Below are 21,963 nucleotides of genomic sequence, written 5' to 3'. Positions count from 1 at the left end.
AGGGGGATTTCCATGCAGCGTGTTTGCCAAACCGGGCTGTCAGCGCTGGTCGTGGCCCTATCATTGGCGACCACAGTGGCGCCCGCAAAGCCGTTCACCTACATCAATGCGCGCTATGGCACGGTGTGCACGTTCCTGAGCCAGATTTTCAGCAAGCCGATGCCTGAGTCCCTCAATGGCGACGGTCGAAAATGGCTTAGCCCCGATGGTGCGAGCTTGTCCTGTTACGGCGGATACAAGCTGACGGAAGATACGCCCGACAGTCTGGTTGAAAAGGAAAAAGCCGACCCTGACTCTGGGGAAAAGGTCACTTACAGCAAAACCGGTAAGAACTGGGCAGTGGTCTCAAGCACCAAAGGCGACAAGATCTTCTATACCCGAATCGTCTTCGAAAAAGAGGATGCAATCCATACAGTCTGGATCGAATATCCCGCCTCGCTCAAGGCCAAGTACGACCCACTGGTCGGCGCTATCGGCGACAGCCTGCATGGGGCTGAGCAACACTGGGAATAAATCGCTCTCCACGCTGCAAACCCGATTTACCGCCATCGCGTTCCGCCCTAAATTTCGGCCTATAGCGGCTCGTCGCTCGGTTTGGGGGAATACGACATGCGCACATTCTTACTTTCTCTTGCAATGCTTGGGTTTGCCGCCGCGCCGGCAGCAGCACAGTCCATCGGCGGCAGCTACACCGTCGCGGGCACCAATTTCGACGGCTCGAAATATGGCGGCGAAGCCACCATCACGCTGACCAGCGAGACCACCTGTACCATCCATTGGGAGACGAGCGGATCATCGTCGGACGGCATCTGCATGCGCAACGACGATGCCTTCTCCGCCGGCTATGTCATGGGCAAGGAAATCGGTCTCGTCGTCTATAAGGTAGAAGATGACGGCTCGCTGCACGGCCTGTGGACCATCGCCGGCAAGAACGGCAGCGGCACCGAGGTGCTGACCCCGAAATGAGCCTGCTGATCATCCGGCCAGCCCTCTTAGCGATTTTGTGGGCCACGGGTGAAAATCCGTGGCCTATTTCTTTGACGTTGCTGTCTTGCCGCCGGCTGCTACAGGCTTGGGCGGTTCACCGTTTCGCCGAAACGTCGAACCGCTTTATTCTTTGTTTTCACGCAATTCCGGACGGAAAACCGTTTCACACTTTTCTGGAATTGCTCTTGCAAACCGGTAACGCCCTTGCCTCTTTCCCCAAACATTCGCGGCGCGCTGTGCATGATGGTGGCCATGATCGGCTTCACCCTCAACGACGCCATCACCAAGTTCTCGTCGGAATCGATGAACATGGCGCAGGTGATGCTGGTGCGCGGCGCCTTTGCGTCGCTGCTCGTCGGCCTGCTCGCCTGGCAGCAAGGCGCGCTCGCGCGACCGAGGTCGATGCTGCAGCCGCTGGTGACGCTTCGCGTGGTCGCCGAGGCCGGCGCCACCGTCGCCTTCCTTGTGGCATTAGCGCATCTGCCGATCGCCAATGTCTCGGCGGTGCTGCAGGCGCTGCCGCTGGCGGTGACGATGGGGGCGGCACTCGTATTCAGCGAAGCGGTCGGCTGGCGGCGCTGGCTGGCGATCGCGGTCGGCTTTGGCGGCGTGCTGATCATCGTGCGGCCAGGCTTCGAAGGCTTCAGCATCTATTCGCTGTACGCACTCGTCAGCGTCGCCTGTTGCGCAGTACGTGACCTCGCCACCAAGCGCATCCCGAGGGCTATCCCGACCTTGCTGGTGTCGACGGCAACGGCAATCGCCATGACCATCGTTGGCGCCGTGCTGCTGTCGCCGATGGGCGGCTGGACGCCGATGTCCGGCAAAGGCTCGGCACTTTTGGCATTGGCGGCGGTGCTGGTGCTGATCGGCTACCAGTTCATCATCATGGCAATGCGGGCTGGCGACATCTCCTTCATTGCGCCATTCCGCTACACGGCCCTCTTTTGGTCGATGCTGCTTGGCGTCATCATCTTCGGCGATGTCCCCGACCTGCCGATGATCTTCGGCTCCGCCATCATCATCGGCTCCGGCCTCTACGCGCTCTATCGCGAGCGGGTCGCCGGCCGGCAAAAACCCGCAGCCGAAAGCGCTGGACCCGACATGGCGCCGGACGGCATATAGCTTGGCCATGAGCCAAGACATTGCAGGAATTATCCTGGCCGGAGGCCTGTCACGGCGCATGGGCGGCGGCGACAAGACTTTGCTGGCGCTTGGCGGGCGTCCGCTTCTCGACCATGTCGTTGCCCGCCTGGCGCCGCAGGTCGGATCGCTGGCGCTCAGCGCCAATGGTGACCCGGCGCGCTTCGAGGCGGCCGGTCTTCCGGTTCTCGCCGATGCGGTGGAAGGCTATGCCGGACCGCTTGCCGGAATCCTCACCGGCCTCGAATGGGCGGCAGCGAATACCGCTTTCAAGGCATTGGCGACGGCCGCCGGCGACACGCCGTTCCTGCCGGTGGACCTGGTCGAGAGGCTGGCTGCGGCTGTTGACGAGCGACCAGGCTCCATCGCTGTTGCCAGTTCCGCCGGCCGGCAGCATCCGACCTTCGCGCTGTGGCCGCTCGGGCTGCGTGAGGCCTTGCGTCATTTCCTGATCGACGAGGACAACAGGCGCGTCTCCGCCTTCATCGAGCGGCACGACTGTGTCGAAGTGGAATTTCCGTTGCTGACCCACGGCAGTGACGAGATCGACCCGTTCTTCAACATCAACACACCGCACGACCTTGCGGTGGCCGAGCGTCTGTTGCAGAGCATCGGCCCATGAACATCTTCGGCATCACCGGCTGGAAGAATTCCGGCAAGACCACACTGACCGAGAAGCTGGTCACAGAGCTCGTCCGGCGCGGCTGGACAGTGTCGACGGTCAAACACGCCCATCATGAGTTCGACATCGACAAGCCTGGCGCCGACAGCTTTCGTCACCGCCAGGCGGGCGCCACCGAAGTCGCGGTGGTGTCGGGCAAACGCTGGGCGCTGATGCATGAATTGCGCGGTGAGGACGAGCCGACGCTGGAGACGGTCCTGTCGCGGTTGGCCCCGTGCGACATCGTGCTGGTCGAAGGCTACAAGCGCGAGGCGCACAAAAAGATCGAGACCCGGCGGCGGGAGGCCAAGGACCGCTCGCCGCTGTCGGCGAACGACGGACATATCGTGGCGATTGCCGCCGACTTCGCGGTTACCGGCGAAAGCCTGCCTGTGTTCGATCTCGACGACACGGGAGGGATAGCCGACTTCATCGAGCGCATGACCGGCCTCAAACCTTGAGGTCCCTGCCCTCGCCCGGTTCAGCCGCCCTCTTCAGCCGTTGCATTGTCTAAGCGCGTCGCGCCTGAACGGCCATGCGACGCGCTTCAGGTTGTTTTATTTATGCATGTCGTCGTCCCAAAACCGCTGCGCACTTTTGGGCGACATGCATTAACCCGGCGTCGGCATTGGCTGGACCCGCAAATCCCGCAAGCAACGGTTTTACAGTTGCTTTTCTCCCGAAAACAGTGGGAGTATCGCGCCAGCGGGCGGTCAAAAGCACCGCCCCACAGAGCCGTTCCGGAACGACGGCCGGGAGCCATAAAGAGAGGACTATCATGCGTATTGCACTGCGTATCGCGCTCGCCGCATCGGCTGCGCTGCTGACGCTCGGCGTCGCCCAGGCTCAGGAAACGACCCTGAGAATCGGCACCGAAGGCGCCTACCCCCCATTCAACAACCTGACCTCCGACGGCCAGCTCGTCGGCTTCGACATCGACATCGCCAAGGCGCTCTGCGACGAGATGAAGGTCAAGTGCACCTTCGTCGCCCAGGATTGGGACGGCATCATTCCCGCCCTGCAGGCCGGCAAGTTCGACGCCATCGTCGCCTCGATGTCGATCACGCCGGAGCGCGCCGAGAAGGTCGACTTCACCCACAAATACTACAACACGCCGTCGGCGATCGCGGTACCCAAGGATTCGACTCTCAAGGGCGTGACCAAGGAAGACCTGGCCGGCAAGACCATCGGCGTCGCAACCACGACGACGCATTTCAATTACGCCTCGAAAACCTATACGGACAGCACGGTCAAGGGCTATCCGAGCAGCCCCGAAGAGCAGGCCGATCTCGCCAATGGCCGTCTCGACGCGATCGAGGACGATATCGTCGTGTTGCAACAGTTCCTGGATTCGCCTGATGGCGCCTGCTGCAAGATTCTCGGCCAGCCTTCGCCGCAGCCGGTCGATATCTTTGGACCGGGCGCCGGCATCGCCGTGCGCAAGGGCGAGAAGGATCTGGTCAACAAGTTGAACAGCGCCATCGACGCAATCCGCGCCAACGGAAAGTACAAGGAAATCAACGACAAGTACTTCAAGTTCGACGTCTTCGGCGCCGAGTCCTGATCGTCTGAAACAAGGCGGCAGGGGAAGTTTCCTGCTGCCGCCTTGGCCTGACAGAAGTGGAGACAAGACCCGTCAATGCCAAGCCAGAACATATGGATACTTCTCACTTGGGGACCCGATGGCTGGATTGACGATATTGCCTATGGCGCACTGGTCACCATTGCGCTCGCGCTGGCGACACTGCCGATCGGCCTGACGATCGGCTTTTTCGTCGCCTGGGCAAAACAATCCGAAGAGCCGTCGCTTCGCGTGGCTGCCAACATCTACACCACGGTGTTTCGCGGACTGCCGGAACTGGTGACGCTTTTCCTGTTCTTCTTCGGCATGCCGATCCTCTTGCAGTATGTCATCCGTCTGTTCAGGCCGGAAGCGACGGTCGATGTCGACAGCTTCCTCGCCGGCATGATCGTGCTGTCGTTGATCTTTTCGTCGTATTCCAGCGAAGTCTTCCTGTCGGCCTTTCGCGCCATTCCGAAGGGCCAGTATGAGGGCGGCTATGCGATCGGGCTGTCGAAATGGCAGACGATGCGCAAGGTGATCCTGCCGCAGCTGCTGCGCATCGCCTTCCCCGGCCTTGAGAATTGCTGGCTGAGCCTGCTCAAGGACACGGCCCTGGTGTCGGTCGTCAACCTGGCTGAAACCTTGCGCAACGCCGGCGTGGCGGCCCGTGTCACCAAACATTCCTTCCTGTTCTACAGCGTCGCGGCGATGGTGTTCCTTATCCTTGCCATCCTGTCGTCGATCGCCACCGGCTTCATCCTGCGTTCGCTCGGGAGGAGGGAGGCACGATGAGCGTCGTGACGCGCGCCGCCGTCGACATCGAGAAGCCACCACCACGGGCGCGAGGCTGGCCGCGGGCCCGTATCGTCGGCTACGCGCTGGTCGGCTTCTGGATCCTGTTCGGCATCGGCATCGCCGTCTATCTGGTTTACGCTTGGAATGGCGAATTCTTCGCCAGATACGCGCCGGCCTATCTGCAGGGCTTGGGAACCACGCTTGCGCTGGTGGCCATCTCGATGGTGCTCGGCGCGCTTTTTTCGCTGCCCGTCACCTATGCCCGCATGTCGAAGAACCGCTATCTGTCCGTCCTGGCCTATTGCTACGTCTACTTCTTCCGCGGCACGCCGCTGCTGGTCCAGGTCTATCTCGTCTATTACGGCCTGGGCTCATTCCGGGTGCAGCTCGAATCCGTCGGGCTGTGGTGGTTCTTCCGCGACGCCTTCAATTGCGGTGTGTTCGCCTTCGCGCTCAACACCGCCGCCTACCAGGCCGAAATCCTGCGCGGCGCCATCGAGAGTGTTCCGAGGGGCCAATGGGAGGGCGCTGCTTCGCTCGGCCTGCACAAGCTGCAGACGCTGCGCAAGGTCATCCTGCCCCAAGCGTTTATCGTGGCGCTCCGACCCTACGGCAACGAGCTCGTCTTGATGATCAAGGCCTCTGCCATCGTTGCCATCATCACCGTCTATGATTTGATGGGCAACGCGAAGCTCGCCTACGCCAAGTCCTTCGACTTCCAGGCCTATGTCTGGGTCGCCATCGTCTATCTGGTGATGGTCGAGATCCTGCGCCACGGCGTCGAATGGATCGAGCGACGGATCACCATTCATCTGATCCGCTGAGCGGTCGGCTGTACCAGTCGATCGGCTCATGCGCGTCTTGACGAATTGTGTGCAGTGCCTAGAGCTTGCGCTGACAATTTCGCTTTCATCTGAAGGGCAAACCCATGGCATCTGTGGCATTTCTCGGTCTTGGCGTGATGGGCTATCCCATGGCCGGGCACCTCAGGAACAAAGGTGGCCATGAGGTCACCGTCTACAACCGCACCGCAGCGAAAGCCGAGCAATGGGTTGCCCAGCATGGCGGCAAGCTTGCTTTGACGCCGGCAGAGGCCGCAGAGGGCCAGGATTTCGTCTTCTCCTGCGTCGGCAATGACGACGATCTGCGCTCGGTGACGACCGGGGCCGATGGCGCCTTCGCCGCGATAAAAAAAGGCTCCGTTTTCATCGACAACACCACCGCCTCGGCCGAAGTCGCGCGCGAACTGGCCGACGCCGCTGAAAAGGCCGGCTTTTCCTTCCTCGACGCGCCGGTTTCCGGCGGCCAGGCGGGCGCCGAGAACGGCGTGCTGACGGTGATGGTCGGCGGCGAGCAGGCTGCCTTCGACAAGGCCAGGCCGGTCATCGACGCCTTTGCCCGGATGGTCGGGCTGATGGGGCCGTCGGGCGCCGGCCAGCTCACCAAGATGATCAATCAGATCACCATTGCCGGGCTGGTGCAGGGACTGGCCGAAGGCATCCACTTCGGCAAGAAGGCCGGGCTCGACATCGAGAAGGTCATCGAAGTCATCTCCAAGGGCGCTGCCGGGTCCTGGCAGATGGAGAACCGCCACAAGACGATGAATGCCGGTAAATATGATTTCGGCTTTGCCGTGGACTGGATGCGCAAGGATCTCGGCATCTGCCTCGATGAAGCCGACCGCAATGGCGCGCGACTGCCGGTGACCGCCCTTGTCGACCAGTTCTACAAGGATGTGCAGGCGATGGGCGGCAAGCGCTGGGACACCTCGTCCTTGCTGGCGCGCCTGGAAAAATAAGCGTTCGCAATGGCCGAGCTTTCGCCCCAATCGAGCGCCGATGAGATCGTCGCCCATTTGCGCTCGATCGGCTCGGAGGACAATCGCCGCGGCATGTTGCGCTACGGTATCAAGACCGAGCGCGCGCTCGGCATCTCGCATGGCATGCAGCGGCAGATCGCCAAAAAGATCAAGCGCAACCACGAGCGAGCTTTCGAACTTTGGCAGACCGGCATCATGGAGGCGCAGTTCATCGCTTCCGTCACGGCCGACCCGAAGCGCTTCTCAGCCGCGGATGCACGACAATGGGCCGCGTCCTTCGATTCCTGGGATATCGTCGACGGCGTCTCCGATCTCTTCGTCGACACGGACGCCTGGAAGGAGCTGATTGAAGAGTTCGCGGCGGACGAGCGCGAGTTCGTTCGACGCACGGCCTTTGCCATGATGGCGTGGTCCGTCGTGCACCGGAAGCAGGAGCCGGTGGCGACTTTCCTCGGCTTCCTGCCGATCATCGAAGCGCATGCCGCCGACAGCCGCAATTTCGTGAAGAAGGCGGCAAACTGGGCGCTTCGTTCGATCGGCAAGCGATCGTTGGAGATGCACGGCGCTGCCCTTGCCGTGGCCGAACGACTGGCCCAGTCGGCCGACAAGACGGCGCGCTGGATTGGCAAGGACGCCGTACGGGAACTCACCAATGCCAAGATCGTCGAGCGGATCGCCGCCAGAAAAGGCTGACCTAGCCAACGTCCGGTTCACCGAGGTGACGCGGCAGACGCGCGCCGATTTCGAAGGCCTCTTCGAAGCGCAAGGCGGTCCGAAGTATTGCTGGTGCATGGCCTGGCGGCCCCTGCCCGGCCGCCGCGAGCATGTCCAGCACGCCGAGTTGAAACGGGCCATGATGGCGCTTGTCGAGGCCGGTACGCCGGTGGGAATCTTGGCCCAGATTGACGGCAAGACCGTCGGCTGGTGCTCGGTCGCGCCGCGCCAGACCTATCGGAAGCTGACGTCGCAACAGGACGATGACGAGACCGGCATCTGGTCGATCGTCTGCTTCTATGTGCCAAGGGCGCTGCGCGGCGGCGGGCTGGCGGCAGCGCTGCTTGACGCTGCCATAGATCACGCCTTTGCCAAGGGCGCCGGCGTGATCGAGGCCTACCCGGTCGACGAGGCATCGCCGAGCTACCGTTTCATGGGGTTTCGCGGCGTGTTCATCGCTCGCGGGTTCCATGAGGTCGGCATGGCCGGCTCTCGCAGACATGTGATGCGGCTCGAGCGTTGACGCGATCGGCCGCGGCGTCTTTACTCCTGCACAAAGGAAGCGGCCGATGAGCAGTCCTCTCAAATCGACCTTGGCGCTTGCAGCCGCGTTGTTGGTGTTCACCGCTACCAACGCCTCAGGCCAAACCGCGCACATCTTCTGGAAAGATCTGCGTCCTGCGACGCAGGCGGTGGCCGAAGATGCCGGCCTGCCGATGATTGCGGCAAAACTGCCCGATCGTGGCGAGACATTGTCGCTCAACCTGCAGGACAAGATGGTACAATTAGCCGGCTATGCATTGCCGGTCGACCGCGATGGCGACCTCGTCTACCAGTTCCTGCTGGTGCCGTGGACAGGCGCTTGCAGCCACATGCCGACGCCGCCGCCCAACCAGATCGTGCTGGTGACGCCGGCCCGTCCCTACAAGATGTCGCAGGCCTATGAGTCGGTTGCCGTGACCGGCGCCTTGCGGCCCGGCTTGGAGAAGAGCCAGTTGTTCATTCTCGACGGCGTCAGCATCATCCAGTCCGGCTACACCGTACGCAAAGCCGATGTGGTGGCAGTCGACACGGTGCCGGACACGATCACGCTGCCGGTCAACTCGCCCTGGAGTTTCCTCAACAAAAAGAAAAACTAAGCGCCGCCGGCTTGTGCAGCGTCACCGCCCAGTCACGGACAACCGCGCTCAGGCCGCGTTGGCGCCGGATTCCTTGTCCAGCAGCATGTAGTCGAGCGGCATTTCGGTCGTGTACTTGATCTGCTCCATGGCGAAGGACGACGACACGTCGCGGATCTCGATCTTGGCGATCAGCCGCTTGTAGAAGGCGTCATAGGCGGCGATATCGGGCACCACGACGCGCAAGAGATAATCGACGTCGCCGCTCATGCGGTAGAATTCGACCACCTCGGGAAATTCCTGGATGACTTCCGAGAAACGCCGCAGCCATTCATGGCTGTGCGAATTGGTGCGGATCGACACGAAGACGGTGACGCGCACATTGACCTTTTCGTGGTCGAGAATGGCGACGCGCCGCTTGATGACTCCCTCTTCCTCCAGCTTCTGGATGCGGCGCCAGCACGGCGTCGTCGACAGGCCGACTTTCTTGGCGACATCGGCAACCGCGAGCGTCGCGTCCTCCTGCAGGAGGCGGAGAATTTTTCTGTCGAGGCGATCCATTGAGGTGCTCCTGGTGCAGGCCGCGTTCCCTCGGGCGCGACGCGCTTTGGGAATAGATTGGCTATACTCCCTCTTATTTCGACCTTTCACAAGAAAGAAATTCTGCCGGATGGCACAAAAGCGAGTGATATCTTGCTTAAAGTCTAATCTATGCGATAGCGGATTTCCGATCTCAGAAACGGCAGCAAATCCATTTCAAACCATGGATTCTGCTTCCGCCATCCTGAGTTGCGCCATGACGGGTGTGGCAGCGGCAGCACTTTCAGGCTGGCCGGCGCATCCCAGATGGTGCGCCAGTCCTTCACGGTTTCGGTCAGCGACGGCCGGCGCGTGGCGCCCATATGCCAGGATTGCGCGTAGGAGCCGATTGTCAAAACGAGGTCGATCTGCGGCATCAGCGCCATCAGCGGCGCGCGCCAGGCCAGCGCGCATTCTCGGCGCGGCGGCAGGTCGCCGCCCTTGGCGTCCTGGCCGGGGAAGCAGAACCCCATTGGCACGATGGCGAATTTATCCGTGTCGTAGAATTCCTCGCTTGTCACGCCCAGCCAGCTTCGCAAGCGGTCGCCGGACGCGTCGGTGAACGGCATGCCCGACAAATGCACCTTTGTGCCTGGCGCCTGGCCGGCGAGCAGGATGCGGGCACTGGATGATGGCAGCAGCACCGGGCGCGGCTCGTGCGGCAGTGGCCTGCCGACCGGAGTGTCGACGCAGATGCGGCAGGCGCGGACCTTTGCCGTCAAGCGTTCGAGTTCCGCCTCCATCAGGCGGAAGCGCTCGGACGGCTCGAGACGGCGCTGTACCAGCGCAGCACGTTGGTGCACTCGTCCGGCACTTTGATGCGCGCCGGTTTCATGAAATCCATGGCGATCATGCCGGTGATATCGGCGATCGAATAGGCGTCGCCGGCGGCGAATTCGCGGTTTGCCAGTTCGGGGTCGAGCAGTTTCAGGAATTCGACCGCTTTCGCCTTGTTGGCCTCGCCCCATTGGGGGATCTGCGGAATTTCCCATTCCTTCATCGCCGGATGGATGTGGCGAAAAGCCTGGGCGACGCAGCTGAGCAGATTGAACTCCATGCGCCATTGCCACATCTCGACCTTGGCCCTGCCGAGCGCGCCTTGCCCGAACAGCGCCGGTTCGGGATGCAGTTCCTCGAAATAGCGGCAGATGGCGACGGATTCGGTGAGGATGGTACCGCCGTCGAGCTCGAGCACCGGCAGCCGCTGCAGCGGGTTGCGCGACCTGACCGGCTCCTGCTTGTGCCCCATCGCACCCATGTCGACCGGCACCAGCGGCACTGCGATGCCCTTTTCGGCGAGGAAAACCCGCACGCGCCGCGGATTGGGGGCGCGGCCGCCGTCGAACAGTTTCATGCTTATCCTCCCGATCTGGTCCTTCAACTATAGTGCTCGTCACCAGAAGCGAAACATCTCTCGCAAGGCGTCACCGACCGAAGCCAGGGTGCCGTGCTTTCTTTCGAGCGGGCCGCCGTGGTGGCTTTCGCGCCAGTCTTGCGGCTCATCGAACGTGCCGGCCCAGATGCCAACCTTGCCGGCGCGGGCAATGGCCTGCTCGGTGTCGAAATCGCCATAGGCAATGGCCCAGCCGGCCTCAACCTGGGCCCGGTTGAGATCCTTGCCGCCGGCCTTGCAATCGCCGAGCAGGCGGCCGTAGCGGTCGCGCTGCCAGCCGCTGCAGGTCACCGGATTTCCTGATATCAGCCGCACCAGCGCCTGGCGCGCCAGCCTGCCGCAGGCGTAGTCTGCGCCATCCCTACGGCAGATCTGCTGGTATTCCGGAGCGTCGATGCCGCGCATGCGGATACGTTCGGTGCCAAGAGTGAGTGAATCGCCATCGTTGACGATCGCCACCCCTTGCGCCTTGCGCGTCTCGAAACGGTCGAGGCGTGCGGCGAGCAGGATCAGCAGGCCGAGCAGAATGACCGTCAGCGCGTAATCCAGCAGCTTGCGCCACAGGCTTCGCGGCGGCGGCGGATAGTATCGCCGGCGCGGCCTTGGCGACCACGAACGGCTCATATGGCAAACAGTCTCTTAATCATTCGAACGTAGCTTAACGAATTGAGATCGCTGCGCGCATAAATCGAAGTTTCCATGCCTCTGCTACGCTCGAACACAGCGGATAAATTCATTGTGGACCGCCGGAAACCGCACCGCAACAGCGATGTGGCGCGCGCGGTGCGCAAGACGCGCGACCGTCTTTCGCAGCAGGTTGGCAATCTCGACTTCGACCGTGAACTGCTGAAGCTGCATGCCGGGACCATGGTGCGCGGCGCAGCCGTCATCCCACTGCTGGTGTTGGCGGTCGCGGCGGCCGGGCTGCTGGCCGGTGTGGACAAACAGATCAGCGTCTGGGCGCTGTTCACCCTGATCTGCTATTCGATCGTCGCCTTCATGGCGCGCCGCGTCGAGCGCACCGAAGCCGCCGAGCTCAATCCTGTTCACACCCGCAGGGATTTCCTGATCGGACATTCGCTGTGCGGCCTCGGCTGGGCGTGGTTCGCATGGCTCGGCTGCGCCACCTGCCAGATCGACCAGTTCCAGGCCGCCAAGGCGGTGGTGCTGCTGCTGGCCATGGCGGCGACCGCTATCATGGCGTCGTCCTTGCGCGGCTCTCTGCTTGCCACCTTCGTCGTTCCGGTGGCGGTCTATGCCTATGCTGAAACGAAATTTTGGGTGCCGGTCGGGACGATCATGGTCGCCCTGCTGGTCGCGGCATTGCCGTTCTTTGCCTATATCGCGCGCCATCTCAACCGCTCGTCGCTGATACTTCTGTCCTTCCGCTCCGAAAAGGACGCGCTGCTCGCCGAGGTGGAGACAGCGAAATCAATGTCGGACGAAGCTCGTCGGCGGGCCGAAGACGCCAATCTGGCGAAGTCGCGCTTCCTTGCTTCTATGAGCCATGAGCTCAGGACGCCCCTCAACGCCATTCTCGGTTTTTCCGAGGTGATGGCCAATGAGGTGCTCGGGCCGATGAGCAACCCGACCTATCGCGACTACGCCCGCGACGTGCACGATTCCGGCCAGCATCTGCTCGACCTGATCAACGAAATCCTCGATCTGTCGCGCATCGAGGCCGGCCGCTATCAGCTCAACGAAGAGCCGGTGATGCTGCTCAACATCGCCGAAGATTGCTGCCACATGATGGAATTGAAGGCGCGCAACAAGGACATCCGCATCGTCCAGGATTTCGAAAGTGCCCTGCCGCGGCTGTTCGCCGACGAGCGCGCGGTGCGGCAGATCACGCTCAACCTCCTGTCCAACGCCATCAAATTCACCGCCACCGGCGGCGAAGTTCGCGTGCGCGTCGGCTGGACGGCGGGCGGTGGCCAGTACATTTCGGTCAAGGACAATGGGCCGGGCATACCGGAGGACGAAATCCCGATCGTGCTGTCCGCCTTCGGCCAGGGCTCGATCGCCATCAAGAGCGCCGAACAGGGCACCGGGCTCGGGCTGCCGATCGTTCAGGGCCTGCTCGCCATGCATGGCGGCGAATTCGAACTTCAGTCGAAATTGCGCGAAGGCACCGAGGCAATCGCCATCTTCCCGCTCGCCCGAGTGATGGAGGAACTGCCGGCGCTGCCGACAAAGGCGGTCGCGGCGGCTCGCCGACGCTGACAGCTTGTTCTAGGCTTTGACCGCCGCCGCCATGCCCGAACTGGTAAGCGCCGCCGCCTTGACCAGACCGGCGGCAAGGGCGGCCCCTACCCCTTCGCCGTGGCTGATGCCGAGATCGAACAGCGGCCTGAGGCCGAGCCGCTCGGCGGCAAGCCTTTGGCCGGGTTCGGGCGACTGGCTGGCCAGCAGGCAATGGTCGAGCGCACCCGGGTTGGCGGCATGCAGCACGGCAGCGGCAGCGGTCGCGGCGAAGCCGTCGAGCAGCACCGGGATTTTTTGCATCCGGGCGGCGAGGATAGCGCCGGCAATGGCCGCGAATTCGCGGCCGCCGACCCGGCGCAGTGCTTCCAGGGGGTCCTTCAGAGCCGCACCATGCAAGGCGACGGCTTTATCGACTACATCAGCCTTGCGCGCCTGCATGGCCGCGTCGGCGCCCGAGGCGGGGCCGACCCAGTCGGCGCCGCTGCCACCGAACAGGGCGGCGCACAAAGCCGCCGCAACGGTGGAGTTGCCGACGCCGAGATCGCCGAGGCAAATCAGATCGGAGCCACCGGCAATGGCTTCCATGCCGAAGGCCATGGTGGCGGCGCAGCCGCGTTCGTCGAGGGCGGCGTCCTCGGTGATGTCGGCGGTCGCAATGTGCAGCGCCAGATCGAACACCTTGAGGCCAAGATTGTTGGCGACGCAAATCTGGTTGATTGCCGCACCGCCGGCGGCGCACAGCTCAACGGCGTTTGCGGTCGCAGCGACAGGGCGCGGCGAGATGCCGTGGCGGGTCACGCCATGGTTACCGGCGAAGATCGCCACTAGGGGCCGGTTCACCGCCGGCGGGGCGCGCCCGCTCCAGACAGCAAGCCAGGCGGCGATGTCCTCGATACGTCCAAGCGAGGCTTTCGGCTTGTCGGCCTTGGAAAACAGGGTGCGCACCCTGTTTTCCGCGACTGTATCGGCAGGCGGCAGGCTCGCCAGCAGATTGCGAAAGTCGTCGAAGGGCAGCGCGCTGGTCATGTCGGTCCTGATCATTCCCTGTGGTTGATCAGCGGCATAACCGCCTTGCCCGGCCGGCACAACTCCCCTCGACATTGGCGCGAAAGCGGTTGCCCGCGCCGCATTCCGAAGGGCTTGCATTGGCTTTGCCGTTGCACCATGTGGGGATGGAACGAGGGATTCCGGACGGAACCTTCAAGAGAAAGTCATGACGGCCATCGAATCCCCGTGCATCCTGGTCTGTTCGATCGACATGAAAACCGGCTTCTGCTTCGGCTGTGGCCGCACGCGCGATGAAATCGGCGCCTGGATGGGGATGACGCCGGAGGTACGCCGCAGCGTCATGGCCGAGTTGCCGGCCCGATTGGAAACGGTCGAGCGCCGGCCGCGCCGGGAAACACGCCGCAGCCGCATGGCGCGCGAGCGCGACGTCCTCTCTTGAGGCGGCAGGTCCAATGAACCGACTGTTCTGGATCGTGATGGCGGCAATCGGCCTCGGGCTGGTGCTGCTGATGATCAACAACGACGCCGGCAGCACGTTCGGCATCGAGAATTACGATTTCAGCCGTCTGGTCTGGCTGGGGGCGATCGGCTTGCTCGTCAGCGCCGGCCTTGTCCGGTCCGGCAGGCCGCTCGGCGTCATGGCCCGCAATCTCGGCACGTGGGCCCTGATCGTGCTGGCGCTCGTCGCCGGCTACCAGTACCGCTACGAGTTGCAGGATTTCGCCAGCCGGGTGACGGCGGGCCTCGTTCCCGGCAGCCCGCTGGCGCTCGGCGTCGAGGACGGCCATGCCACCGTGACCCTGGACAAGGCCGACAGCGGCCATTTCGAGGCCCGCATCACGATCAACGGCGCGCCGATCCGCACCGTCGTCGATACCGGCGCGACCAGTACAGTGCTCACCGCCGAAGACGCGCAGGCGGCCGGCTTCAATCCGGCCGCGCTGAGCTTCACCGTCCCGGTCTCGACCGCCAATGGCATGGCACGCGCCGCTTCGGTGCGCACCGACGAACTGGCGATCGGCGGCATCGTGCGCAAGAACATGCAGGTGATGGTCGCCGCGCCCGGCGCGCTCAGCCAGAGCCTGCTCGGCATGAACTTCATCGGTTCCTTGTCGGGTTTCGACGTGCGCGGCGACCGGATGATTCTGCGCGACTGAACTGCTTAAGCGGCCTTTTCAACACGGTCGAAATCGACGGCAGCGAACGCTGCCTTCAGCACATCCGGTCCGGCGCCGGGTTTCGTCGCGTCGGTGGACAGTATCTGCCGGAAGCGGCGCGCGCCCGGCAGGCCGTGGAACAGCCCGACCATGTGGCGGGTGACGTGGCCGAGCCGCCCGCCCTGCTCGATATGCCGCGCGGCGTAGTCGGCCATCGTGTCGATCAGCGCGGCAAAATCGTAGGCGCCGGCCTTGTCGCCGTAGAATGCCGCGTCGACGCCGGCCAAGATGCCTGGCGTGTGGTAGGCGGCGCGGCCAAGCATGGCGCCATCGACATGATCGAGGTGGCGAGCCGCCTCTTCGAGCGATTGAACGCCGCCGTTGATGCCGATGAATTTGTTCGATTTTCCCGCCTTGAGGCGATAGACCCTGTCATAGTCGAGCGGCGGGATGTCGCGATTTTCCTTCGGGCTCAGACCCTCCAGCCAAGCCTTGCGCGCATGCACCCACAGCGCGTCGGCGCCGGCCGCGAAAACGCCGTCGGCCAGCGCGTCGAGCGCGGGCTCCGGATCCTGCTCGTCGACGCCGATGCGGCATTTGACCGTCACCGGGATTTTCACCGCCGCCTTCATCGCCGCCACACAATCGGCGACGAGGTCAGGCACTTTCATCAGGCAGGCGCCGAACGTGCCGGACTGGACGCGGTCGGACGGACAGCCGACATTGAGATTGATCTCGTCGTAGCCGAAGCCCTCGCCGATGCGCGCCGCCTCGGCCAGCTTTTGCGGATCGGAGCCGCCGAGCTGCAGTGCCACCGGATGTTCGGTCTCGTCAAAACCAAGCAGCCGCTCGCGCGCACCATGGATGACAGCGTCCGCCACCACCATTTCGGTGTAGAGCAGCGCACGCTGCGTCAACTGGCGGTGGAAGAACCGGCAATGCCGGTCGGTCCAGTCCATCATGGGTGCAATAGCCAGTCTATGATCTTGATTTTTCAGCATTTTTTCTTTAACATCAAATCGTTAGAGCAGCCCGAGTGCACGCGAATTTACGCCAGAATACGACCCTTTTCGCCACGTTTCGATCTCTCAGTGCACACGGAGCGCACACGAGAAAATGGCCACCTACACAAAACTCTCGTCCGGTTCATGGCGTGTCCAAGTCCGTCGCAAGGGTCGCTACGTTAGCGAGACCTTTCTGCGCCGAGACGACGCCAGGCGCTGGGCAACCTAAACCGAGCGCCAAGTCGATCGCGGTGAGACGCCGACCAAGTCCGTATAGCGCGCCTGAAAACTTTCGGCGAACCCATCGACCTTCATATCGACGACATGTGCGATGTAGGCAAGTCCCCTCGCCGCTCCAAGGCCGCAGCCCTCGATATGCTCCAAAGACATCTGGGGAAGTGCAACATAGCTGCCCTTGATCGCGAACGGCTCATTCGTTTTGGTCGCGACCGGGCCGCCCAAGGTGCCGGACCGATGACGCTCGGCATCGACATTGGCTTTGTAAAACTCATTCTGGCTCATGCCGCTGCGGTGCACGGTCTGCCCGTCAAGGTCGAACCGGTTGATCTCGCGCGTATTGCCCTGAAGAGGCTTCGCGTGGTTGGAAAGGCCATCAGCGCGACAGGCGCCCGACGCAGGATGAACTCGACAGGCTCATCGGTCACTTCGTGTCACCATGACGACGTTTCAGATAGCCCATTTAGATGGACCCGTTGCCATCCGATGATTTAGCGGGCTTAGGTTATACTGGCCCGAAGGTGGAGGAGCGCATGCCGGGGCAGTTTGCAATCGGGGTCATCGGCTACGCTGTCGCGGTAAACTTGCTGGCTTACGCCACCATGTCGTTCGACAAGGCTAAGGCCAAAAACGGTGCCCAACGCATTCCAGAGTCGACGCTTCTTACACTCGCCATCATTGGCGGTAGCATCGGGACTGTGATCGCGCAAAAGACGATCCGGCACAAGACGCGCAAGGAGCCGTTCCGCTCCAGCCTCGCTCGCATCGTCCTGCTCCAAGTCCTCGCGGTAATCGCGATTGAAGTGGGATTGCTCTTTCCGGGATTGCCCGAAGCGCTCTCGCAATTACTGACATTCGGAGGCGAATTCGGGGGCCTCTAGTTTCAAGGGTGTCAAGAGCGGACGTTCAAGCGGCACCGGATCAGCGATGAATGCCGGCGCGCGCCCTACCGGAACCGACCCCGACTGCTGGCCATCAATGCGCGGCTAGCGTCAACCTTCGCGAAAAAGGGACGAGCATCGGCACCTTTCGCGAGTACGCGTCGTATTCTGGAAAGGCGGCCAAGGACAAGACGCGTACTTCGTTCAACATCCGCCGGTATTGAATGGCAAAATTCACTGCGAGGAGCCAAGAATCGCGATCGTGGTTACCCGGTAGCCAGGCCATTGGAACCAGTTCGCGAATTCGGCGTTGCGAGCGGATGATCAGAAGTTTCGCTTACGCTCTTATCCTCGTCCAGGTATCCATGGCGACCGCGCTGGCTACACAGGTATTCCTGTCGACCGCCGAGGAAGCCCGTAGCTCAGAACTCTCGCTGGCGCCGGCGCCAGGCGAAGAGGGATGCGCCAAGGCGATGTGGCCCAATATTCCGGAACGATGTCTGCAACGAGTCGAGCCGAAGGTGGTGACGCTCGTGCTCACCCAAAACAACTAATGGCGCATGCCGCTTTCTGATATGCAGCTGCCATGCGCCGCTGGCTGCGCTGCCGCGGCACCACCAACGCTCCGTTAAGCCTCGCTCAATCTCTGCAAGCTATCTTGTTGCCAGTTTGTCGAGGGTGACATGAAGCGCAAGTCGATAATGCTCTTTGCCTTCCCAGCTCTGATCCTGCTTATCTTGGCAGGGGAGCGCATGGCGACTTTCTTGCTGGGAGCATATCCGGCCAGTCCCACAATGTGGCGGTTTTGGCTTGAACTAAGGCCGCTGTCGACCATGTTCTGGCAACAGGTCGATCTTTATCTCGGGTCGTCGATGGTTTTTGATGCCTTGATGCTGGCCGCCGCGTCGACCGCTTGCTGGATGGCGTGCCGCACAAGAAGGTCGGCCGCGTTCTTCTTCCTTGCCAACCACGTCGCCCTGCTTTTCGCCGGGTTGATGATCGCTGTCACCAGCCATTCCGAAACAGCCAGCACGATCGCCTCTTTCACGGTACCCGGCGGCCTTCCGTTCCAACTAACGGTCGATTTCACCTTGAAGAACAGTCTTGTGCTGTTTCTGGGCGTGACGGCATGCGCCTACTGCCATGTCATCTTCCTCAGCGAAACCCGACAGCGGTCCGAAGCGCTGGCCGCTAGGCTCGTTGCTCTGCAGCGAGATCTCTAGGATAGCCCCACCTTTTTCCGGCGTTAGTTGATCTTCCGGTAGTAAACCTTGCCGTCGGCCTGCTCTATGCGCTGGTAGTCGGGGCTTGGGGCAGGCGCTGCAGCTGCAATCCTCCTTTTGGGCGGACGCGGTGTATCGACGACGCTGGGCTCGGTCGCGTCTTCACCATCGAGAACAGCAGGCGCCTCCGCCATGCTGCTGGTCGTGTCGACGGAAGGTTCCGCTGCGCTCGACGTGATTTCGTCATGGACAATAGGCTGGTTCTGTTCCAGCCGGGCTATGCTCCGGTTGATTTCGCCAAAGCTGCTCTGCAGTTGAGTGTCCAGTTTTTCAAATCGGCTCTGAAAACCGTTGTTGACCGTGTCCAGCCGGCCCCCGATTCGTTGTTCAAACGTCCCGAGTTGTTCCAGGCGCCCTTCCAGAAAGCGCATATCGCTGATGCCGCGGTATAGATAAACCGCGGCTACCATATTCACCAAAGTGAGCAGGGACGTGCCGATGATGACCGCGCCGATAATGCTTTTGTCGCTCGGTTTCACAACGGCAGCTTGCTCTCCGGTGCGGGCTGCTGTCCCAATCTCGATTGCCGGCATGTCCGGTTCGCTGATCATCGTCATTGAACCACCACCTTTGCGCCGATCGCGACGCGCTTGAAGAGATCGATCACATCGGTGTTGGTAAGGCGAAAACACCCCGATGTTCCGTCGAAGCCAACACCCTTGGGATCGTTGGTTCCGTGTATCCGATAGAGCGTGTCACGCCCGTCCCGAAGCAGATAGAGCGCCCTGGCGCCGAGTGGGTTGTAGGGACCGGCAGGCACCATTTGCGGCAGGTCCGGCTGGCGGGCGCGCATTTCGCGGGGTGGGCGCCATTCCGGCCATTCGGTCTTCGCCCCCACCTTGACGACCCCGGTCCAGCCAAATCCGTCGCGTCCGACGCTGATCTGATAGCGAAGCGCCTGGCCCTGTCGGGTCACCAGGTAAAGCGCTTTCTCGCCCTTGCGGATAACGATTGTTCCGGGCTGTTCTGTCGTCTCGAAGGCAACTGTCTTGCGCAGGCTGGGGCCCATTGCCGGCAGCGGCGGCCGATCCGAAAGTGCCGATCGCGCGCTGGCAAAATCCTGGACCGACATCGCCAGCGCCATGCCCATGGCGCAGACCAACCCAAGGACGATCCGATACCTATTTGGCAGCAGCGTCATCGAGCCGCTCTTTGAACATCCGCTTCAGGTCCTTGTTGAAGCGCGCACGCCCATCCACCTCGGCAGGCAGGATAGCACGGTTCAACGCATCGGTGAGGAGCGCATTGTCCAGCGCGACCGACTTGATGTGCGGCGCCTTGAAGATCTTTTCGAGTTCGCTGCGCGAAAAATGGTTGCCGAACCATTTGCGCTTGTGCTTGTTGGCGACCAGCGTGATGCTGACAGCATTGCCGCGCAACTCACGGATCTTCTTGTAGAGCCGTTTGCCTTGCCGCAGCGAGGCGACGTTGAGTTCGAAGACGATGAATATCTCATCGCTCGTCGACAGCACGGAATTGTGCCAAGGCGTCTCGATGTTCGGCAGGTCGATGACGATGTCGTCAAACCGGTAGGCGACGAGGTCCAGCAGCCGGAAGACAAAATCACTGCCCTGCGGTTCGAAAGGCAATTGCGGCCTCTCGAAGGAATAGAGCGTCAGCCCGGACGGGCGCGAGAGCTTGATGACATCCATCAGCTCGACGTCGAGCCTCTCCGGCTGGCCGATGATGCCGCCGAGGTCGAACTGGTTGAACTGGTTGAGATAGGCGCCGCAATTGGCGCTCTGGAAATCGAGGTCGACCAGACAAGTGGAAGCCGCCCGCTCTTTCGACTTCGATGACAGGAACTCGGCCGCCGAGAGAGCAAGCGTCGTCGCGCCGGCGCCGCCGCTCGCACTGATGAAGGTGATGATACGGCTTTTGGTTCCCTGGTTGCCGGTGTCGTGGAAGGTCACCGCATTGAGCAGTTCCTTGCCGTCGAGCGGCTTGTGCAGCCAGTCCGAAGCGTTCATGCGCACCAGCACACGCGTCTGCTCCGACGACAGTTCGTCCGAGACCGCGATAAGCGGCACGGTTGCCCAAAGGGCGCGCACTTCGACGATGCCCGGCCTGCCGAGCAACTCGCCATTGCCGAGGTCGAGGATGACGATGCCGGGGCGCGTGTCCGCGGGCGGCCCTTTAAGGAAGTCACCGGTCTCGGAAATCCGGACATCATAGATCGCCAGCGCGTCGAGCCGCGTCGCCACATCGCGCTTGAAATTCGCATCCGACGAGAACAGGGCGACCTGCTTGCGTTTGGTCGGTGTAACCTTGGTGTTGATGGCGTTCATGGTGTCCACGTGCTCTTCATGTCTTCGCCCGTAACCGTGCTCAGCATCGAGGGCATGGTGATGTCGCCGAACCCGAGCAGTCCGCCGAGAAAGAAGAACTGGAAAGGATGATTGACTATGCTGACCGTTATCGTCGGAACCGGCCCGCTGGGACGCGTCCAGTAGCCGAGGCCGGAGGCGGCGTATTCTATCTGAATCTCGGATTTCTGGAGGGTGGGCAGAAGAGTGACCATGCCCGCCCGCCCCCCGCCACCGCTGAAAACAAAATCGAATGAGACCTGGCTCGCTGTGAGGTCCTGACATGTGCTGCCTGTGCGGCAAACGCACGAAACGGTGCCGGCGGTATTGGCGGTGCAGATGTAGTCGTACGTGCCCGCAGGAACGGCGGTTCCCACCAGCAAGGTGTCGGAGGGTGTCTTTGCCTCCTGCGCAAGCCCACTCGCGACCGGCGTCGAAACCTGCGCCAGTCTGGCGCCCATCTGTACGGCCTTGTTGCCCGCGTTCCATTGGTACAAGAGATAGCCAAAGTCGACAAAGCCGAGCAGCAGCGTCAGCAGCAACGGCATGGCAACGGCCATTTCAACCATTGTAGCGCCGGACTGATCCGCGCCGAATTTTGTCTTAGCCGTCACCATCCGAAGACTCGCTCCTGATGCGACACGGTTATTGTGAGAGCCCCGAAGCCCAGATAGCTCCAAAGCCCTAGATCGCTGTATGGGAATGAAGTGCTGACCTCTACGACATCCACTGTGCTGGTGCTGCTGAGGTATAGTTCGGTGCCAGTGGAGACATCGACCGCGTCAGCGAAACTCTTGGTGACCGTGACCTGTCCATTGGTCCAGCCTTTTACCCTCGCGATGCTGCCGGTCACAGTGCCATTTACAGCCAGGTTCGTTCCCAGGGTAACGCAATTGGCCCAGTTGGTGTCGTTACAGCGGGCCATGTAACGTGCGCCGTCCTCTACACCAGCCTCGAGCAGAAGGCGCGTGTTCAGGATGTTGGACAATTCGAACACACCCGCCGACAAAAGCAGCATTAAGGGTACGATGAGCGCCACCTCGACCAGTGCAGCGCCGTTCTCGTCGCCTCTGAAACGCCGGGTGATTTGCCTGAGCCTGATCATCTGC

31 protein-coding genes are annotated in these 21,963 nt (G+C 62.0%); 18 read left to right on the top strand and 13 right to left on the bottom strand.

The features are described from left to right. Window positions 1–12: 12 nt before the first annotated feature. Together NKJ80_RS08080 and NKJ80_RS08075 are read left to right on the top strand one after the other, a co-directional pair. Complete coding sequence (locus NKJ80_RS08080) at window positions 13–513, top strand: hypothetical protein (protein ID WP_023690743.1); 501 nt, start codon at window positions 13–15, stop codon at window positions 511–513. Window positions 514–609: 96 nt separating this feature from the next. Next, complete coding sequence (locus tag NKJ80_RS08075) at window positions 610–966, top strand: hypothetical protein (RefSeq protein ID WP_352497390.1); 357 nt, start codon at window positions 610–612, stop codon at window positions 964–966. 98 nt (window positions 967–1,064) lie between these two features. Here NKJ80_RS08075 and NKJ80_RS08070 read toward each other — a convergent pair whose 3' ends face one another. After that, window positions 1,065–1,241, bottom strand: coding sequence for a hypothetical protein (locus NKJ80_RS08070; RefSeq protein ID WP_198020043.1), 177 nt, complete (start codon window positions 1,239–1,241; stop codon window positions 1,065–1,067). Between NKJ80_RS08070 and NKJ80_RS08065 the strand changes: the two genes are divergently transcribed. The 10 genes from NKJ80_RS08065 to NKJ80_RS08020 all read left to right on the top strand — a co-directional run bounded on the left by NKJ80_RS08065 (window position 1,192) and on the right by NKJ80_RS08020 (window position 8,822). Then, window positions 1,192–2,112, top strand: coding sequence for a DMT family transporter (locus NKJ80_RS08065; RefSeq protein ID WP_352497389.1), 921 nt, complete (start codon window positions 1,192–1,194; stop codon window positions 2,110–2,112). The two genes, NKJ80_RS08070 and NKJ80_RS08065, sit on opposite strands and share 50 nt — an antisense overlap. Window positions 2,113–2,119: 7 nt before the next feature. Continuing rightward, on the top strand, window positions 2,120–2,752 hold the full coding sequence (gene mobA / locus NKJ80_RS08060; RefSeq protein ID WP_023682493.1) for a molybdenum cofactor guanylyltransferase MobA: 633 nt from the start codon (window positions 2,120–2,122) through the stop codon (window positions 2,750–2,752). Beyond that, window positions 2,749–3,252, top strand: a complete 504-nt coding sequence (gene mobB / locus NKJ80_RS08055) for a molybdopterin-guanine dinucleotide biosynthesis protein B (protein ID WP_023690740.1) — start codon at window positions 2,749–2,751, stop codon at window positions 3,250–3,252. The genes mobA and mobB overlap by 4 nt, the downstream gene beginning before the upstream one ends. 317 nt (window positions 3,253–3,569) lie before the next feature. Beyond that, window positions 3,570–4,355 carry an ABC transporter substrate-binding protein gene (locus NKJ80_RS08050; RefSeq protein ID WP_352497388.1) on the top strand — a complete coding sequence of 262 codons (786 nt, stop codon included), beginning with the start codon at window positions 3,570–3,572 and terminating at the stop codon, window positions 4,353–4,355. Window positions 4,356–4,430: 75 nt separating this feature from the next. Then, entirely contained in the window at window positions 4,431–5,147 is a 717-nt protein-coding gene (locus NKJ80_RS08045; protein WP_023669007.1) for an ABC transporter permease, read from the top strand. Further along, the gene (locus NKJ80_RS08040; RefSeq protein ID WP_023688511.1) at window positions 5,144–5,974 is read left to right on the top strand and encodes an ABC transporter permease; all 831 of its coding nucleotides are present in this window, start codon (window positions 5,144–5,146) and stop codon (window positions 5,972–5,974) included. Before NKJ80_RS08045 ends, NKJ80_RS08040 begins: the two co-directional genes overlap by 4 nt. 104 nt (window positions 5,975–6,078) lie before the next feature. Continuing rightward, window positions 6,079–6,948: an NAD(P)-dependent oxidoreductase gene (locus NKJ80_RS08035; RefSeq protein WP_023755279.1), complete on the top strand. Its 870-nt coding sequence runs from the start codon at window positions 6,079–6,081 to the stop codon at window positions 6,946–6,948. A 9-nt stretch (window positions 6,949–6,957) separates the two neighbouring features. Beyond that, window positions 6,958–7,662, top strand: coding sequence for a DNA alkylation repair protein (locus NKJ80_RS08030; protein ID WP_023710489.1), 705 nt, complete (start codon window positions 6,958–6,960; stop codon window positions 7,660–7,662). Next, complete coding sequence (locus NKJ80_RS08025) at window positions 7,622–8,206, top strand: GNAT family N-acetyltransferase (protein WP_023669011.1); 585 nt, start codon at window positions 7,622–7,624, stop codon at window positions 8,204–8,206. The genes NKJ80_RS08030 and NKJ80_RS08025 overlap by 41 nt, the downstream gene beginning before the upstream one ends. 46 nt (window positions 8,207–8,252) lie before the next feature. Further along, window positions 8,253–8,822, top strand: a complete 570-nt coding sequence (locus tag NKJ80_RS08020; protein ID WP_023669012.1) for a DUF3299 domain-containing protein — start codon at window positions 8,253–8,255, stop codon at window positions 8,820–8,822. A gap of 48 nt (window positions 8,823–8,870) precedes the next feature. Here the strand turns inward: NKJ80_RS08020 and NKJ80_RS08015 are convergent, their stop codons facing one another. The 4 genes from NKJ80_RS08015 to NKJ80_RS08000 all read right to left on the bottom strand — a co-directional run bounded on the left by NKJ80_RS08015 (window position 8,871) and on the right by NKJ80_RS08000 (window position 11,397). Next, window positions 8,871–9,362 (bottom strand): Lrp/AsnC family transcriptional regulator, encoded by a 492-nt coding sequence (locus NKJ80_RS08015; protein WP_023669013.1) that lies wholly within the window; start codon window positions 9,360–9,362, stop codon window positions 8,871–8,873. A gap of 143 nt (window positions 9,363–9,505) precedes the next feature. Continuing rightward, complete coding sequence (locus tag NKJ80_RS08010) at window positions 9,506–10,123, bottom strand: uracil-DNA glycosylase family protein (protein WP_023669014.1); 618 nt, start codon at window positions 10,121–10,123, stop codon at window positions 9,506–9,508. Beyond that, a complete protein-coding gene (locus tag NKJ80_RS08005; RefSeq protein WP_352497387.1) occupies window positions 10,123–10,734 on the bottom strand; it encodes a glutathione S-transferase in 612 nt (203 codons plus the stop codon). The genes NKJ80_RS08010 and NKJ80_RS08005 overlap by 1 nt, the downstream gene beginning before the upstream one ends. Window positions 10,735–10,773: 39 nt before the next feature. Then, window positions 10,774–11,397: a thermonuclease family protein gene (locus NKJ80_RS08000; RefSeq protein ID WP_023669016.1), complete on the bottom strand. Its 624-nt coding sequence runs from the start codon at window positions 11,395–11,397 to the stop codon at window positions 10,774–10,776. A gap of 75 nt (window positions 11,398–11,472) precedes the next feature. Here NKJ80_RS08000 and NKJ80_RS07995 point away from each other — a divergent pair, with 75 nt between their 5' ends. Next, complete coding sequence (locus tag NKJ80_RS07995; protein WP_023669017.1) at window positions 11,473–12,996, top strand: sensor histidine kinase; 1,524 nt, start codon at window positions 11,473–11,475, stop codon at window positions 12,994–12,996. A 9-nt stretch (window positions 12,997–13,005) separates the two neighbouring features. On the opposite strand, the gene NKJ80_RS07990 is transcribed toward NKJ80_RS07995, so the two are convergent. After that, entirely contained in the window at window positions 13,006–14,004 is a 999-nt protein-coding gene (locus tag NKJ80_RS07990; protein ID WP_023726598.1) for a nicotinate-nucleotide--dimethylbenzimidazole phosphoribosyltransferase, read from the bottom strand. 187 nt (window positions 14,005–14,191) lie between these two features. On the opposite strand from NKJ80_RS07990, the gene NKJ80_RS07985 reads away from it, so the two are divergent. Both NKJ80_RS07985 and NKJ80_RS07980 read left to right on the top strand, forming a co-directional pair. Then, window positions 14,192–14,425: a DUF1289 domain-containing protein gene (locus tag NKJ80_RS07985; RefSeq protein WP_023824914.1), complete on the top strand. Its 234-nt coding sequence runs from the start codon at window positions 14,192–14,194 to the stop codon at window positions 14,423–14,425. Between the two features lie 13 nt (window positions 14,426–14,438). Then, complete coding sequence (locus NKJ80_RS07980) at window positions 14,439–15,143, top strand: TIGR02281 family clan AA aspartic protease (RefSeq protein ID WP_023726599.1); 705 nt, start codon at window positions 14,439–14,441, stop codon at window positions 15,141–15,143. Between the two features lie 5 nt (window positions 15,144–15,148). Here NKJ80_RS07980 and dusA read toward each other — a convergent pair whose 3' ends face one another. Further along, entirely contained in the window at window positions 15,149–16,144 is a 996-nt protein-coding gene (dusA, locus tag NKJ80_RS07975) for a tRNA dihydrouridine(20/20a) synthase DusA (RefSeq protein WP_023726600.1), read from the bottom strand. 228 nt (window positions 16,145–16,372) lie between these two features. Continuing rightward, window positions 16,373–16,669, bottom strand: a complete 297-nt coding sequence (locus NKJ80_RS07970; RefSeq protein WP_023726601.1) for a hypothetical protein — start codon at window positions 16,667–16,669, stop codon at window positions 16,373–16,375. A 248-nt stretch (window positions 16,670–16,917) separates the two neighbouring features. Between NKJ80_RS07970 and NKJ80_RS07965 the strand changes: the two genes are divergently transcribed. From NKJ80_RS07965 to NKJ80_RS07955, 3 genes are all read left to right on the top strand, one after another. Beyond that, a complete protein-coding gene (locus tag NKJ80_RS07965; protein ID WP_023726602.1) occupies window positions 16,918–17,265 on the top strand; it encodes a DUF1294 domain-containing protein in 348 nt (115 codons plus the stop codon). Between the two features lie 365 nt (window positions 17,266–17,630). After that, window positions 17,631–17,819, top strand: a complete 189-nt coding sequence (locus tag NKJ80_RS07960; RefSeq protein ID WP_156931615.1) for a hypothetical protein — start codon at window positions 17,631–17,633, stop codon at window positions 17,817–17,819. A 129-nt stretch (window positions 17,820–17,948) separates the two neighbouring features. Beyond that, complete coding sequence (locus NKJ80_RS07955) at window positions 17,949–18,488, top strand: hypothetical protein (protein WP_023726603.1); 540 nt, start codon at window positions 17,949–17,951, stop codon at window positions 18,486–18,488. Between the two features lie 23 nt (window positions 18,489–18,511). On the opposite strand, the gene NKJ80_RS07950 is transcribed toward NKJ80_RS07955, so the two are convergent. Genes NKJ80_RS07950 through NKJ80_RS07930 form a run of 5 tightly spaced genes read right to left on the bottom strand, consistent with a single transcriptional unit; the run spans window position 18,512 to window position 21,959 of the window. After that, a complete protein-coding gene (locus NKJ80_RS07950; protein WP_023824910.1) occupies window positions 18,512–19,105 on the bottom strand; it encodes a hypothetical protein in 594 nt (197 codons plus the stop codon). Continuing rightward, on the bottom strand, window positions 19,102–19,689 hold the full coding sequence (locus NKJ80_RS07945) for a L,D-transpeptidase (protein WP_023689303.1): 588 nt from the start codon (window positions 19,687–19,689) through the stop codon (window positions 19,102–19,104). Before NKJ80_RS07945 ends, NKJ80_RS07950 begins: the two co-directional genes overlap by 4 nt. After that, entirely contained in the window at window positions 19,670–20,836 is a 1,167-nt protein-coding gene (locus NKJ80_RS07940; protein ID WP_023689304.1) for a CpaE/TadZ family protein, read from the bottom strand. Before NKJ80_RS07940 ends, NKJ80_RS07945 begins: the two co-directional genes overlap by 20 nt. Continuing rightward, entirely contained in the window at window positions 20,833–21,471 is a 639-nt protein-coding gene (locus NKJ80_RS07935) for a TadE/TadG family type IV pilus assembly protein (protein WP_023753019.1), read from the bottom strand. The genes NKJ80_RS07940 and NKJ80_RS07935 overlap by 4 nt, the downstream gene beginning before the upstream one ends. Then, window positions 21,465–21,959, bottom strand: coding sequence for a TadE/TadG family type IV pilus assembly protein (locus tag NKJ80_RS07930; protein WP_023753018.1), 495 nt, complete (start codon window positions 21,957–21,959; stop codon window positions 21,465–21,467). Before NKJ80_RS07930 ends, NKJ80_RS07935 begins: the two co-directional genes overlap by 7 nt. Window positions 21,960–21,963: the final 4 nt, after the last annotated feature.

This window comes from Mesorhizobium sp. M0030 (genome assembly GCF_040323695.1).
Taxonomy (GTDB): Bacteria; Pseudomonadota; Alphaproteobacteria; order Rhizobiales; family Rhizobiaceae; genus Mesorhizobium.
This window is presented reverse-complemented; position numbering and strand designations above follow the sequence as displayed.

Bases quoted from the DNA above. Each gene is read 5' to 3' on its own strand.
- NKJ80_RS07935 (WP_023753019.1), bottom strand. From the start codon at position 21,471: ATGGTGACGGCTAAGACAAAATTCGGCGCGGATCAGTCCGGCGCTACA.
- NKJ80_RS07930 (WP_023753018.1), bottom strand. From the start codon at position 21,959: ATGATCAGGCTCAGGCAAATCACCCGGCGTTTCAGAGGCGACGAGAAC.
- NKJ80_RS07940 (WP_023689304.1), bottom strand. From the start codon at position 20,836: ATGAACGCCATCAACACCAAGGTTACACCGACCAAACGCAAGCAGGTC.
- NKJ80_RS07945 (WP_023689303.1), bottom strand. From the start codon at position 19,689: ATGACGCTGCTGCCAAATAGGTATCGGATCGTCCTTGGGTTGGTCTGC.
- mobA (WP_023682493.1), top strand. From the start codon at position 2,120: ATGAGCCAAGACATTGCAGGAATTATCCTGGCCGGAGGCCTGTCACGG.
- NKJ80_RS08045 (WP_023669007.1), top strand. From the start codon at position 4,431: ATGCCAAGCCAGAACATATGGATACTTCTCACTTGGGGACCCGATGGC.
- dusA (WP_023726600.1), bottom strand. From the start codon at position 16,144: ATGCTGAAAAATCAAGATCATAGACTGGCTATTGCACCCATGATGGAC.
- NKJ80_RS08075 (WP_352497390.1), top strand. From the start codon at position 610: ATGCGCACATTCTTACTTTCTCTTGCAATGCTTGGGTTTGCCGCCGCG.
- NKJ80_RS07955 (WP_023726603.1), top strand. From the start codon at position 17,949: ATGAAGCGCAAGTCGATAATGCTCTTTGCCTTCCCAGCTCTGATCCTG.
- NKJ80_RS08000 (WP_023669016.1), bottom strand. From the start codon at position 11,397: ATGAGCCGTTCGTGGTCGCCAAGGCCGCGCCGGCGATACTATCCGCCG.
- mobB (WP_023690740.1), top strand. From the start codon at position 2,749: ATGAACATCTTCGGCATCACCGGCTGGAAGAATTCCGGCAAGACCACA.
- NKJ80_RS08070 (WP_198020043.1), bottom strand. From the start codon at position 1,241: ATGGCCACCATCATGCACAGCGCGCCGCGAATGTTTGGGGAAAGAGGC.
- NKJ80_RS08005 (WP_352497387.1), bottom strand. From the start codon at position 10,734: ATGAAACTGTTCGACGGCGGCCGCGCCCCCAATCCGCGGCGCGTGCGG.
- NKJ80_RS07985 (WP_023824914.1), top strand. From the start codon at position 14,192: ATGACGGCCATCGAATCCCCGTGCATCCTGGTCTGTTCGATCGACATG.
- NKJ80_RS07965 (WP_023726602.1), top strand. From the start codon at position 16,918: ATGCCGGGGCAGTTTGCAATCGGGGTCATCGGCTACGCTGTCGCGGTA.
- NKJ80_RS08035 (WP_023755279.1), top strand. From the start codon at position 6,079: ATGGCATCTGTGGCATTTCTCGGTCTTGGCGTGATGGGCTATCCCATG.
- NKJ80_RS08015 (WP_023669013.1), bottom strand. From the start codon at position 9,362: ATGGATCGCCTCGACAGAAAAATTCTCCGCCTCCTGCAGGAGGACGCG.
- NKJ80_RS07960 (WP_156931615.1), top strand. From the start codon at position 17,631: ATGGCGACCGCGCTGGCTACACAGGTATTCCTGTCGACCGCCGAGGAA.
- NKJ80_RS07980 (WP_023726599.1), top strand. From the start codon at position 14,439: ATGAACCGACTGTTCTGGATCGTGATGGCGGCAATCGGCCTCGGGCTG.
- NKJ80_RS08040 (WP_023688511.1), top strand. From the start codon at position 5,144: ATGAGCGTCGTGACGCGCGCCGCCGTCGACATCGAGAAGCCACCACCA.
- NKJ80_RS08050 (WP_352497388.1), top strand. From the start codon at position 3,570: ATGCGTATTGCACTGCGTATCGCGCTCGCCGCATCGGCTGCGCTGCTG.
- NKJ80_RS07950 (WP_023824910.1), bottom strand. From the start codon at position 19,105: ATGACGATGATCAGCGAACCGGACATGCCGGCAATCGAGATTGGGACA.
- NKJ80_RS08030 (WP_023710489.1), top strand. From the start codon at position 6,958: ATGGCCGAGCTTTCGCCCCAATCGAGCGCCGATGAGATCGTCGCCCAT.
- NKJ80_RS08080 (WP_023690743.1), top strand. From the start codon at position 13: ATGCAGCGTGTTTGCCAAACCGGGCTGTCAGCGCTGGTCGTGGCCCTA.
- NKJ80_RS07990 (WP_023726598.1), bottom strand. From the start codon at position 14,004: ATGACCAGCGCGCTGCCCTTCGACGACTTTCGCAATCTGCTGGCGAGC.
- NKJ80_RS07995 (WP_023669017.1), top strand. From the start codon at position 11,473: ATGCCTCTGCTACGCTCGAACACAGCGGATAAATTCATTGTGGACCGC.
- NKJ80_RS07970 (WP_023726601.1), bottom strand. From the start codon at position 16,669: ATGAGCCAGAATGAGTTTTACAAAGCCAATGTCGATGCCGAGCGTCAT.
- NKJ80_RS08020 (WP_023669012.1), top strand. From the start codon at position 8,253: ATGAGCAGTCCTCTCAAATCGACCTTGGCGCTTGCAGCCGCGTTGTTG.
- NKJ80_RS08010 (WP_023669014.1), bottom strand. From the start codon at position 10,123: ATGGAGGCGGAACTCGAACGCTTGACGGCAAAGGTCCGCGCCTGCCGC.
- NKJ80_RS08025 (WP_023669011.1), top strand. From the start codon at position 7,622: ATGCCAAGATCGTCGAGCGGATCGCCGCCAGAAAAGGCTGACCTAGCC.